The following is a 12,411-nucleotide window of genomic DNA, read 5'->3' as shown; positions in this document are numbered from 1 at the left end:
CGAGGCCACCGGCAACTACGCCTGCCCGGCCCAACGGCCAGCGCGCCCACAAGGGCGCGCCGGCCAGCACGATCCAAACCTGCCCAGACCAGTCAACGCCACCGCCCGGCCCTTTCTACCTGCCATGATCAAGACGTTCCGCAACCCGCAACTGACCAAGAACGGCGAGCTCAAGCACCTGCTTTCGATCGAGGGCTTGTCGCGCGAGATGGTCGCGCACATCCTCGACACTGCCAGCCAGTTTGTCTCGCTGTCCGACTCGGACCGCGAAGTGAAGAAGGTGCCGCTGTTGCGCGGCAAAAGCGTGTTCAACCTGTTCTTCGAGAACTCCACGCGCACCCGCACCACCTTCGAGATTGCCGCCAAGCGGCTGTCGGCGGACGTGCTCAACCTGAACATCAACGCCTCGTCCACCAGCAAGGGCGAGTCGCTGCTCGACACCATCAACAATCTGTCGGCGATGTCGGCCGACATGTTCGTGGTGCGCCACGCCAGCTCCGGCGCCCCCTACCTGATCGCCGAGCACGTCGCGCCCCATGTGCATGTCATCAACGCCGGCGACGGCCGCCACGCGCACCCCACCCAGGGGCTGCTCGACATGTACACGATCCGCCACTACAAGAAGGATTTCACCAATCTCACGGTCGCCATCGTGGGTGACATCCTGCACTCCCGCGTGGCGCGCTCCGACATCCACGCGCTGACCACGCTGGGCGTGCCCGAAGTGCGCGCCATCGGCCCGCGCACGCTGCTGCCCTCGGGGCTCGAGCAGATGGGCGTGCGCGTCTTCCACAATATGGAAGAGGGACTCAAGGGCGTGGACGTGGTGATCATGCTGCGCCTGCAGAACGAGCGCATGAGCGGCGCGCTGCTGCCCTCGGCGCAGGAATACTTCAAGGCCTATGGCCTCACGCCCGAGCGCCTGGCGCTGGCCAAGCCCGATGCCATCGTGATGCACCCGGGCCCGATGAACCGCGGCGTGGAGATCGACTCCGCCGTGGCCGACGGGCCGCAGTCCGTGATCCTCAACCAGGTGACCTTCGGCATTGCGGTACGCATGGCCGTGATGGGCATCGTGGCCGGAAACCACGACTGACAGCGTGATAGCGGACGATAGCGTCCAAGCCAGAACAACCGAATACAAGCCAAGCGACACGATATGAAGATCCACATCAAGGGCGGCCGCCTGATCGACCCGGCCGCGAACGTCGATGCGCAGCAAGACCTCTACATTGCCGCCGGCAAGGTCGTCGGCGTGGGCAGCGCGCCGGCGGACTTCCATGCCAACAAGACCATCGACGCGGCCGGGCTGATCGTCTGCCCCGGCCTGGTTGACCTCTCCGCGCGGCTGCGCGAGCCCGGCTACGAGTACAAGGCCACGCTCGAATCCGAAGTGGCGGCAGCCACCGCCGGCGGCGTGACCAGCCTGGTCTGCCCGCCCGACACCGACCCCGTGCTGGACGAGCCCGGCCTGGTCGAGATGCTCAAGTACCGCGCCCGCACCCTTAACCAGACGCATGTCTATCCGCTGGGCGCGCTGACGCTGGGCCTCAACGGCGAAACGCTGACCGAGATGTCGCAACTGACCGAGGCCGGCTGCATCGGCTTCTCGCAGGCCGAGGCGCCGATCCGCAATACCCAGGTGCTGCTGCGCGCGCTGCAGTATGCGAAGACCTTCGGCTTCACGGTCTGGCTGCGCCCGGAGGATCCCTACCTCGGTGGCGGCGTGGCCGCCAGCGGCGCCGTGGCATCTCGCCTGGGGCTGTCCGGGATGTCGGTGATCGCCGAGACGGTGCGCCTGCACACCATTTTCGAGCTGATGCGCAGCACCGGCGCGCGCGTGCACCTGTGCCGGCTGTCCTCCGCCGCCGGCATCGAACTGGTACGCCAGGCCAAGCGCGAAGGCCTCGCGGTCACCTGCGACGTCAATATCCACCACGTGTCGTTGACCGATATGGACATCGGCTACTTCAACTCGCAGATGCGCTTCTCGCCGCCGCTGCGCAGCGCGCGCGATCGCGACGCCATCGTGGCGGGTCTGGCCGATGGCACCATCGATGCCCTGTGCTCGGACCACACCCCCGTGGACGACGACGAAAAGCTGCTGCCCTTCGCCGAAGCCTCGCCCGGCGCCACCGGGCTGGAACTGCTGCTGCCGCTCACGCTGCGCTGGGCCGAGGAGCACAAGGTGCCGCTGGGCAAGGCGCTCGCCCGCATCACGGCGGAGCCCGCCCGCGTGCTGGGCCTGGCGGCTGGCACGCTGAGCACCGGCAGCGCGGCCGATATCTGCATCTTCCATCCCGAGCAGGAGTGGAAGGTGGAGCGGCGCGCGCTCAAGAGCCAGGGCAAGAACTCGCCGTGGCTCGGCTACGACATGCGTGGCCGCGTGCGCACCACGCTGGTCGGCGGCCACGTCGTCTACGAACTGCACTGAAGCCATGACTTGCCAAGTGGATACGGGCAAGACGACTCGGACGGGCATGCCGGCGAGGTCTGCATGATCTGGCTGCGCAAGACCGCTCTGATCCTCCACCTGCTGCGCGGCCTGGTCACCTGCGCCGTGCTGTTCCCATGGCTGGGCGTTGAATCGCGGCAATGGCATATCCGGCGCTGGTCTCGCCGGCTGCTGGGGATTTGCGGGGTAACTGTCGAGGTGCAGGGGCTGGAGCCCGGGCAGGCGCCGCCCCGCGGTGCCATGGTGGTCTGCAACCACATCTCGTGGCTGGACATCTACGTCATCAATTGCTGGCAGCCGGTGCGCTTCGTGGCCAAGTCGGAGATCCGCGACTGGCCCGTGATCGGCTGGCTGTGCGGGCAGACCGGCACCATTTTTATCGAACGGGCGCGCAAGCGCGACGCGCATCGCGTGCTGCATGCCATCACCGATGTGATGCTGCAGGGCGATTTGGTTTGCGTGTTTCCCGAGGGGACCACCACGGACGGTAGCAGCGTGCTGCCGTTTCATGCCAATCTGATGCAGGCGCCGATCTCGGGCGGGCTGCCGGTGCAGCCGGTTGGGTTGGCGTATCTGGATGCGGCTACGGGGCAGCCGACTGCGGCGCCGGCGTATATCGGGGATCTGACCCTGCTGCAGACGCTCGATTCCATCCTGCGGGCGCCGCCGATCATCGCGAGGCTTTGCTTCGCGCCGGCCTTGACCGCCACCAGCGCCAGCCGGCGCGAACTGGCCGAGGCCGCGCGGGAAGTGGTGACCCATCTGAGCCAGGGCGCACAACAGCATGCCGCAGAACTGGCGGGGCGCGTCAATGGCGGCGCCGGAAACGAACCTGCCTTCCGGGAGGCAGGCGAAGCTACGGATTCGCCCGCGCCGGCTGCCGCGCCGTAATTTGCCCCTGCGCGGCCGCTGGCTCAAGCGAGCGGATCGCAGTATTTCGGGCAATCCACCTGGATCAGCGAGCGCTGCGCCGGGTCCGGCGCCAGCCGCGCCGCCGTAAGCTTGCCACCCCAGACGCATCCCGTGTCCAGCGCCATGAGGTTGGGGCGCATTAACAACCCGAGCGTGGACCAGTGTCCGCAAACCACGGTGGTGTCTTCGGTGCGACGGCCAGGGACGTCGAACCAGGGCATAGTGCCCGCGGGCATGCTACCGGGCCCATCCTTGGCCTTCAGGTCCATCACGCCGTCCGCGCTGCAAAAGCGCAGGCGGGTGAGGGCGTTGACCACTACGCGGTGGCGCTCGATGCCGCGCAGACCTGCTTCCCACCGATTCGCCGCGTTGCCGAAGATGTCAGCCAGGAAAGCCTGCCAGTTGGGGCCGCGCAGTTCTTGCTCCACTTCCGCCGCCAGTTCCATCGTCTGCTCGGCCGTCCATTGCGGTAGTACGCCGGCATGCACGAGCAGGAAGCCGTTTTCATGGATGGCCAGGGGGCGATGTCGCAGCCATGTGACTAATTCGGCGCAATCCGGTGCATCAAGGAGCTCGTCGAGTGTGTCGCTGCGGCCGCGCTTGCGCACACCGGCAGCGACTGCCAGCAGGTGGATGTCGTGGTTGCCGAGGACGGATTCGGCGCGTGTACCGAGCTGGCGGACGGTTCGCAGCGTGCGTGCGGAAGCCGGGCCGCGGTTGATCAGGTCGCCGACAAAGCGGAGTTCGGCTTTCGACGGTAGCCGCTCGGTCAGTGCAAGAAGCGATTCGTCGCAGCCCTGAAGGTCTCCGATCGCGTAGTTTTCTCGCGTCGCCTTTCTATAGGTCATCGCGGAGAAGGAAACTGTTCGTCGTTGAATTCATGTTTCTAGCGAGTTTAGTGGGGCCGATGCGAGGCACTGCGCTGTGGTGCCGGGTTCAGTCAGGCCCCATGGATTGGTTCGGATAGAATACGGCCACTCGGGGGAGACAAGGGATCCTGCCGTATCCTTGGCGGCCAAGTGGAGCGCCAGGGAATACGAATCAGATAATAAGCGAGGCACGGAGTTGTCACATATTCTCGTCCATGGGGGACTAGCATTCTGGCCTGCGCTGGGTGCCGGATGGGTTGATCTCCGCAGTGGCTGACATCACTATCGAGGCAGATGAGTTGGCTTATGCACGCAATAAAGTAATTTTAGCATCACTTTAGCGTCGGCGGCCGAATGGCCGCCGCGCTCCACTGCCGGGGCAGCTCGCGCCAATCGACCGGCTACGCGCTTGCCGGGAACTCATGCCGGCATCCGGCGGGGAGCGAATCGGGCTTGACAGGCTCCAGGTGGCATTGTGCGCCGGGTATTTGCAGGAGGTTTGACAATATGTGGCGTAAGGATTGTTCGACTCGCACCATTCTTGTTACGGGCAGCAATGGCCAGATCGGGTTTGAGTTGCGGCGCAGTTTCGCGCCGCTAGGACGGGTTGTTTCGCTGGACCGCAACGCTTGCGACCTTTCCAGGCCGGATGCATTGCGTGGGGTACTCAGGCAGTGTCGGCCCGATGTGATCCTTAATGCTGCCGCCTTCACGGCGGTTGAACGTGCGGAAGAGGAGGGCGAGGCCGCTTATGCCATCAATGCTGTGGCGCCAGGAATCCTCGCGGAGGAGGCGAAAGCGCTGGGAAGCTTACTCGTCCATTATTCGAGCGACTATGTGTTCGACGGCAGCAAGGCCCAGCCCTATGTGGAAGCAGATGCCGCCAACCCGCTGTCGGTGTACGGCCAGTCCAAGCTTGCCGGCGAGCGAGCGATCGCCGAAGCCGGCTGCACGTCCTTGATATTGCGAACCTCCTGGGTTGCCGGTGCGCACGGATCCAACTTCGTTAAGACCATACTATCGCTGGCGCGCGAGCGTGATCGGTTACAGGTGGTCGCAGACCAGTTTGGCGCCCCCACAACGGCTGCGTTGGTCGCGGATGTCACTTCGCAAATCGTTTCACGCAGTGGGCTGGAAGGCGATCAGGCCAGCTTTCCCTCGGGCATTTTTCATCTGGCCGCTGCCGGGCAGATTTCTTGGCATGGGTATGCCTGCGAAGTCTTGCGTCTGGCGCAGGCCCGTGGTATTGCGCTCAAGACGGGTCCGCTAAATGTCGAGCCGATCGACACGCGGGCTGCGCAGCAACGGGCGCGCCGGCCCGCTAACTCTGTGCTGGATACGACCAAGCTGCGGGAGCGTTTCGGCCTGCACCTCCCCGATTGGCAAGAAGGTGTCCATCTACTTCTGGACCAGATATTTCCGTGACTACAAATGCTATGCGTAAAAGTATGAACCTGGCCGGCGGAACCGGCGCAGCGAAGCCATGAAGTTTGCTATCACTCCGACGGAGCTGCCGGAGGTTCTCATCCTTGAACCCAAGTTGTTTCACGATCACCGCGGATTCCTCTTCGAGAGCTTCAATGCGCGTGAATTCGAACAGGCGAGCGGGCTGAAGCGCGAATTCGTGCAGGATAATCACTCCCGCTCCGCGCGCGGCGTACTTCGTGGCCTTCATTATCAAATCCAGCATCCGCAGGGCAAGCTGATCCGTGTCGTCATCGGCGAAATATTCGATGTGGCTGTCGACATACGCCGGGCGTCGCCAACGTTCGGGAGATGGACGGGCGCGATGTTGTCCGCCGAGAACATGCGCCACATGTGGATACCTGAGGGATTTGCCCACGGCTTCCTCGTCATGTCCGACAGTGCGGACGTACTTTACAAGGCAAGCGATTACTATCATCCCGAATCCGAACGCTGCATTCGCTGGGATGACCCAACGATAGGGGTGGCATGGCCGGACGTCGGTGTGCCGTTGATCATGGCCGAATCCAGGCTTGGGGTGCCGTTGGCAATGGCCGAGGTATTCTGAGCTAGCAATGGTACGTGTAGGCGCAGCTGGGCATAGATTGCTGCTAAGTCCGCAATATGCGGAAAAGAATTGGGCGAGTGCGCGCTGTATATTCAGCGTCGCGAAAAATCATCGATCACGCCGTTCCGATTTGGCGAGTAGGGCTAAAGCCGCTCTTTAGTGCCTGAGTCAGGATTCTCTTTTTGTGGCCTAAAATGTACAGCCACGCGCCCACCCCCGTGGTGGGAAGAAGTGCCCGGGGCTATGTCAACGTTGGGCTCCCGGCGTGGTCTATGCCGCTATATGCGAATGACAAATAGCCTCACTGCTATGCTGTGCGAATCGGCGCGGACGGCAGGCTACTGTTGCTTCAAGAGCGTGCCTGTGCTGATGAAAACCCGGCCGAGGGCAGTGCTGCCGTACAAGTTCAGGTGCTGTTCGTCGAAATAGATCGGCAGGCCCTGATAGGCACTATTCGGGTCGAATCGTCGTAGGCTTGGCGCCAGGTCGACCCAATGTGCGTTTGGTATCGACTCTACGATCTTTCGAATGGAGGCGTTTGCCGTGACAGTCTGCTGGGGCAGCGCCCTTCCCACATGCAGGCGCAGAGCCTCGAAGTGCGCCAGCCGAAGCGGCGAGACGGGGAGGCGCGGCACATCCGAAAACACGTAGACGGGACTGTGTTGGGCCATGACACGTACGGTCTTCTCGAATTTTCGCAGGTAGTCTTTGTCCGATGGCAGATCGATCTTGCCAAGTTGGAACGCCCAATATGAAGCAATAAGTATTGCATCGTATTTTTCGTAATTCTCTCGCACATAGCGCCTCAGGTCGGAGCAGGGCTTTTGCGCGAAGTCAGGTAGCACTCTTTCGTCGAAGTCGAACACTGGCGAGCAGGAACTCCCGGTGACGACCATCGCAGACCAGTGCTCATTCCTCCCGACCACGTCGATGAACGAATTGAGTGAGGCCGCATGCGAATCGCCGATCATCAATACTGTCGGCGTCTTGGCAGGATCACCCCGCACACATCTTCCGGCGAATGTGCCATGGCAGACGTCCGTGCCATAGGAGGTCAGGCTTGTGTCGTTTATCGCTGTGGAGGCCTGCGGCATCCCCACGAAACAAAGCATGAGGAGGAGCCCGCTCGGTACCATGTAGGTGCCAAGCAGCGCCGTGGGGAGCGATATCGCTGCGGACTTCGTGCGCTTTTCCAGGGCATGGTATGAGAAGCACGAGAGCGCCACAGTAAGGCTCACGGCCACAAGGCTCCAAGAGACTGGCAGTGCGTAGCTGCCGTAAACGTAACGCATGAACGCCAGGATCGGCCAATGCCACAGATATAGCGAATACGAAAGCAGGCCGACATACACTAGCGGTGGCCAAGCGAGCAGTCTCGCCACAGGCGTCGGCGCACCAGGGTGTGCCTGCCCGGCGTACAGCACGAGAGCGGTGCTGAGGCATGGCAATAGGGCGAGCACGCCTGGGAACGAGTCATGGCGGTCGATTGCGAAAAGTGCCACGAAGATGCCACACAAGCCGATGAGGCTCAATAAGTTGGCATGAGTTCGTCTCGCGCAGGCCGGCACGATACCTGCCAGCGCCCCGATCATCAACTCGCCGAAGCGGGTTTGCAGCAGGAAATACAGTTTGGTGGGCACGGCATGGTGGCGGAGCGCGTATTCGCTGTAGGCGAAGGCCAAGACAACCAAAACGGTGACTGAGGCGACCACGAAAGGCTGGTGCAGCCGCTTCTTTTGTCTAAGCCATTTCTCGCCAAGAAAATACAGTGCAATGAGCAGGGCTGGCCAGACGAAGTAGAACTGTTCCTCCACAGACAGCGACCAAATATGCAGGAGCGGTTTCTCATCCGATGCTAGATCGAAATAGCCTCGGTCCTTCGAGAAGTAGAGGTTGGCGCCGAAGGCAACAGCATACTTGATTGAGGCGAGGAGTTCGCCGAAATCGTCGGGGAGCAGCAGGATCCGGCCAACAATCACTGTAGCGGCGATCACCAACAGGAAGGCGGGCAATATCCGGCGAATGCGGCGAACGTAGAACGACCTGAACGTGAAGCGTCGCTCGGAGATTTCGGTGGCGATTATCCTCGTGATCAGATATCCCGAAATCACGAAGAAGATGTCGACGCCAATGAACCCGCCCGAAACCAGGTGGTAGTCGAGGTGAAACAGGATCACCGACAGCACGGCAATAGCACGCACGCCATCGATATCGGGCCGGTAGGGGAGGGCTGTGTTATTGGCCACGGTGTCGCAAATTGTCAAGAACCGGACGATTCTAGCCTATCCACTGGCGCGCGCCACGAAGCCTGCGGCGGGCAATGATCATCCTCACTTGGGTTTCAGGCTGTTCCCTCGCCGGCTTCGGAGATCGCCGAGTTCAAAGAATGTGACTAGTGGAGAGGGTTGGGCTCTGCTTGTGATGTGGATTGGCCTGACAGGGGGCAACAATGCTTTGTTGTATCGGAACTTTCACAGGCCCACGGGTAGCATCCAACTGATGCCGGGCAGGCCTTGACGGTGGGGACGCATACCGCCAATCTTGTGCTGGCTTGCGCGATCCCGTGGCGGCACTAGATACGAGTCGGCAAGGTTCCCGAGGGAGAAATACGCTGCTGAAGTCTGTGCCCATGGACAGATGCAGTTTCAAGAGTGGAGTGCGGAAATCGGCTACTAGCCGCTCATAAAGTGACTTATATATAACAATATTGGGTGCTAAAAGGGAGGGCAATGATGGAATTGGGTATCCGTCGTATTTGTCCAGACCTTGCGGTGGGAGGTTACAACAGGCTACAAAAAGATGGGTGACCATCGTAGAACCCGGCCCAGCCTCGGATAGAATACCGCCACTTCTGCAGGTACTTAACATCCCGCCATCCCCTCAAGGAGCAAGGTGGGCGCTCGGCTTTTGTCGGGAACTCGAAACATATCGATAAGCAGGGAGCACAGGGTTTGCATTACATTCTCGTCACAGGCGGCGCAGGGTTCATTGGCGCCAACTTCGTTTTGAACTGGCTGAGCGACCTGGGTGCGGACAGCATTGTCAACGTCGACAAGCTGACGTACGCCGGCAATCTCAAGAGCCTGGCCAGCCTCGAGGGCAACGAGCGCCATGTCTTTTCCCAGACGGACATCTGTGATCGCGAAGCCCTGGACCAGATCCTGGCGAAGTACAAGCCTCGTGCGATCGTGCATTTCGCCGCAGAGAGCCATGTCGATCGCTCGATCCATGGCCCCGGCGAATTCATCCAGACCAATATCGTCGGCACCTTCACGTTGCTAGAGGCGGTGCGTGCCTATTGGGGCACCCTGGAGGCCGCGGATAGGGACGCATTCCGCTTCCTGCATGTATCGACCGACGAGGTGTTCGGTTCTCTGGCCGCTGAGGATCCCCAGTTCTCGGAGACAACCGCCTATGCTCCCAATAGCCCCTATTCGGCCTCTAAGGCGGCGTCCGACCATCTGGTGCGGGCCTACCACCATACCTACGGGCTGCCGGTCCTGACCACAAACTGCTCCAACAACTACGGCCCATACCACTTCCCGGAGAAGCTCATTCCGCTGGTCATCACCAACGCGCTGGCCGGCAAGCCATTGCCGGTGTATGGGGACGGGTTGAATGTGCGGGATTGGTTGTATGTCGGAGACCATTGCGCGGCCATTCGCGAAGTGCTTGCGCGCGGCAGGGTTGGAGAAACCTATAACGTAGGTGGCTGGAACGAAAAGACGAATCTCGACGTGGTCAATACGGTGTGCGATCTGCTTGACGCCCTTCGGCCTAAGCCGAAAGGCTCGTATCGCGACCAGATCACTTTTGTCAAAGACCGGCCCGGGCACGACCGGCGATACGCCATCGACGCACGAAAGCTGGAGCGGGAACTCGGGTGGAAACCCGCGGAGACGTTCGAGAGCGGCCTGCGCAAGACAATCGAATGGTATCTGGACAGTCAGGGCTGGGTCCAAAATGTGATGTCTGGTGAGTACCGAAAATGGGTGGCTACGCAATATGCTGTATAAGGCGCTCGTGCATCCAGCCCTTCTTGTAACCGCAAGTAACGCTCTGACCAGATCAGGGAGTGCTTGCTGGCTTGTCCGCCGCATGCCTGGGAAGACCGCAGGAAGCCTTCGCCTCGTAACGCGTTCCGTCGAAGATGGACCGATGAAGAGATGATGCTAATCAAAAAAATATACGAGATGTCCCGCCAGAAGAAGATCTGGCTGATGTTGGCTCTCGATTTCCTTCTTCTGCCGCTGTCCTTGTGGTCCGCGGTGGGATTGAGAACGGATCACTGGTCGATACAGACGCAGTATCCGATCAGCGTGTATGTGCTCGCCTCGATCGTCGCCATTCCGGTTTTCATCAAGATGGGGCTGTACCGCTCGGTCATTCGGTATATGGAGGACAGGGCAATCCTCACCATTATCGCGGCGGTCACTATCTCTATTGTGATCTTTGGCTCGCTGATTTTCTTTCTCGGCCTGTCCTATGTACCGCGTGGTGCACTGCTCATCTACTGGCTTCTCGCAATTACCTATATCGTCTGCAGCCGATTTTTCGCCAGGGCAGCGTTCCGTATGCTGCCGCAGTTCTCGCGCGTCGGGCGGAAGGTGATCATTTATGGCGCGGGCGATGCAGGGCGCCAGCTTGCGGTGGCGTTGCGTGCCGGCCCCGATTGCGAGCCAATGGCTTTTGTCGACGATGACATCGGTAAGCGCGGACTCAATATTGGCGGGATCAAAGTCTACGGCAGCGGCGACCTTCCGGCGTTGGTCAGGCGAATGGCAATCGAGCAGGTTCTGATTGCTATTCCTTCAGCATCGCGAGGCCGGCGCATCGAGATCGTGAACACACTGGAACCACTGGCGGTCCAAGTGCGCGTTGTACCAGGCATGGGTGAGTTGGTCTCCGGCGAGGTCCGGCTTGACGACGTTCGTGAAGTCGGAATCGATGAGTTGCTGGGGCGTGAAGTGGTTGCCCCCAACACAAAGCTGTTGATGAAGAACATTGCGGACAAGAACGTCATGGTGACGGGCGCAGGTGGGTCTATCGGCTCCGAGTTATGCCGTCAGATCATCAAAAGCCAGCCCGCCATTCTGGTTCTGTATGAGCAGTCCGAGTTTGCTCTCTACGCCCTGGAGTATGAGCTCCAGCAGATGATTGCGGCTAAGGAACTGTCGACGGAACTGATTCCTGTTCTTGGCTCCGTCCAGAACGGCGATCGCGTATTCGGCATTTTGTCGCGATATAACGTGGAGACGATTTACCATGCCGCGGCCTACAAACATGTGCCGATGGTCGAATTCAATAGCACCGAGGGCGTGCTGAACAACACGCTGGGGACGCAGGTGACCGCTGAGGCGGCGATTCGCGCGAACGTTGAAACGTTCGTATTGATCTCCACCGACAAGGCTGTTCGTCCGACCAATGTAATGGGCGCTAGCAAGCGGATGGCGGAGCTGTGTTTGCAGGCCTTTGCGCAGGACCCTGGAGTCAAGACGCGTTTCAGCATCGTACGCTTTGGGAATGTGCTCGGTTCAAGCGGTTCGGTCGTTCCACTCTTCAAGAAGCAGATTGCAAGTGGCGGTCCGGTGACGGTAACGCACCCGGATATAATCCGATATTTTATGACAATCCCCGAAGCGGCCCAGTTGGTTATTCAGGCGGGCGCCATGGGTGGAACTGGCGAGGTTTTCGTGCTCGATATGGGGCAGCCGGTCAAGATCGTTGATCTGGCGCGCCGCATGATTCACCTCAGTGGTTTTCAAGTAAAGGATGAATTGAGTTCCGAGGGTGATATCGAAATTGAGTACAGCGGGCTGCGGCCGGGCGAAAAGCTCTATGAAGAATTACTGATTGGGGATGCGGTGGTAGGAACGAGCCATCCCCGCATCATGAAGGCGAATGAGTCCTTCCTGAGTCGCGAAGAGCTTGATGAGAAGATGAAGATCCTTGTCCGCGCGTGCCTGTCCAACGATTGCAAGACGCTTCAGAATATTCTTCTCGAGTGTGTCTCCGGCTTCCGGCCAGATGGGGACATCAAGGACCATCTGCATGAGACGGGCGCGGCCTATTTGCGGTTGTTGCGATGAGTGGTGTGCCGGGTCAAGCGCTCCGAGCAGTAATTGTTATTTGTTGGTGGTCTT

General features: G+C 60.5%; 9 protein-coding genes. 7 read left to right on the top strand and 2 right to left on the bottom strand.

What is annotated here, in order from left to right:
• Window positions 1–124: 124 nt before the first annotated feature.
• From ACYP5B_RS15480 to ACYP5B_RS15470, 3 genes are all read left to right on the top strand, one after another.
• Entirely contained in the window at window positions 125–1,096 is a 972-nt protein-coding gene (locus tag ACYP5B_RS15480; RefSeq protein ID WP_267604069.1) for an aspartate carbamoyltransferase catalytic subunit, read from the top strand.
• 63 nt (window positions 1,097–1,159) lie between these two features.
• Window positions 1,160–2,434 carry a dihydroorotase gene (locus tag ACYP5B_RS15475; protein ID WP_459570303.1) on the top strand — a complete coding sequence of 425 codons (1,275 nt, stop codon included), beginning with the start codon at window positions 1,160–1,162 and terminating at the stop codon, window positions 2,432–2,434.
• 63 nt (window positions 2,435–2,497) lie between these two features.
• On the top strand, window positions 2,498–3,346 hold the full coding sequence (locus ACYP5B_RS15470) for a lysophospholipid acyltransferase family protein (protein WP_459570312.1): 849 nt from the start codon (window positions 2,498–2,500) through the stop codon (window positions 3,344–3,346).
• 23 nt (window positions 3,347–3,369) lie between these two features.
• On the opposite strand, the gene ACYP5B_RS15465 is transcribed toward ACYP5B_RS15470, so the two are convergent.
• Window positions 3,370–4,215, bottom strand: a complete 846-nt coding sequence (locus ACYP5B_RS15465; protein WP_459570302.1) for a symmetrical bis(5'-nucleosyl)-tetraphosphatase — start codon at window positions 4,213–4,215, stop codon at window positions 3,370–3,372.
• 528 nt (window positions 4,216–4,743) lie between these two features.
• Here ACYP5B_RS15465 and rfbD point away from each other — a divergent pair.
• Both rfbD and rfbC read left to right on the top strand, forming a co-directional pair.
• Window positions 4,744–5,661, top strand: a complete 918-nt coding sequence (gene rfbD, locus ACYP5B_RS15460; protein ID WP_459570301.1) for a dTDP-4-dehydrorhamnose reductase — start codon at window positions 4,744–4,746, stop codon at window positions 5,659–5,661.
• A 58-nt stretch (window positions 5,662–5,719) separates the two neighbouring features.
• Window positions 5,720–6,268, top strand: a complete 549-nt coding sequence (rfbC, locus tag ACYP5B_RS15455) for a dTDP-4-dehydrorhamnose 3,5-epimerase (protein ID WP_459570300.1) — start codon at window positions 5,720–5,722, stop codon at window positions 6,266–6,268.
• 338 nt (window positions 6,269–6,606) lie between these two features.
• Here the strand turns inward: rfbC and ACYP5B_RS15450 are convergent, their stop codons facing one another.
• Window positions 6,607–8,514, bottom strand: coding sequence for an acyltransferase family protein (locus ACYP5B_RS15450; protein WP_459570299.1), 1,908 nt, complete (start codon window positions 8,512–8,514; stop codon window positions 6,607–6,609).
• Window positions 8,515–9,219: 705 nt separating this feature from the next.
• Between ACYP5B_RS15450 and rfbB the strand changes: the two genes are divergently transcribed.
• Both rfbB and ACYP5B_RS15440 read left to right on the top strand, forming a co-directional pair.
• Window positions 9,220–10,284, top strand: coding sequence for a dTDP-glucose 4,6-dehydratase (gene rfbB, locus ACYP5B_RS15445; RefSeq protein ID WP_459570298.1), 1,065 nt, complete (start codon window positions 9,220–9,222; stop codon window positions 10,282–10,284).
• A 150-nt stretch (window positions 10,285–10,434) separates the two neighbouring features.
• Complete coding sequence (locus ACYP5B_RS15440; RefSeq protein WP_459570297.1) at window positions 10,435–12,357, top strand: polysaccharide biosynthesis protein; 1,923 nt, start codon at window positions 10,435–10,437, stop codon at window positions 12,355–12,357.
• The last annotated feature ends 54 nt before the right edge of the window (window positions 12,358–12,411 follow it).

The organism is Cupriavidus sp. 8B (genome assembly GCF_054589115.1).
Note: the sequence above shows the minus strand (reverse complement) of the source record. Positions and strands in the feature narration are given on the sequence as shown.

Excerpts from the sequence above, each read along its gene's own strand:
- ACYP5B_RS15480 (WP_267604069.1), top strand. The coding sequence starts at position 125 with ATGATCAAGACGTTCCGCAACCCGCAACTGACCAAGAACGGCGAGCTC.
- ACYP5B_RS15475 (WP_459570303.1), top strand. The coding sequence starts at position 1,160 with ATGAAGATCCACATCAAGGGCGGCCGCCTGATCGACCCGGCCGCGAAC.
- ACYP5B_RS15470 (WP_459570312.1), top strand. The coding sequence starts at position 2,498 with ATGATCTGGCTGCGCAAGACCGCTCTGATCCTCCACCTGCTGCGCGGC.
- ACYP5B_RS15465 (WP_459570302.1), bottom strand. The coding sequence starts at position 4,215 with ATGACCTATAGAAAGGCGACGCGAGAAAACTACGCGATCGGAGACCTT.
- rfbD (WP_459570301.1), top strand. The coding sequence starts at position 4,744 with ATGTGGCGTAAGGATTGTTCGACTCGCACCATTCTTGTTACGGGCAGC.
- rfbC (WP_459570300.1), top strand. The coding sequence starts at position 5,720 with ATGAAGTTTGCTATCACTCCGACGGAGCTGCCGGAGGTTCTCATCCTT.
- ACYP5B_RS15440 (WP_459570297.1), top strand. The coding sequence starts at position 10,435 with ATGATGCTAATCAAAAAAATATACGAGATGTCCCGCCAGAAGAAGATC.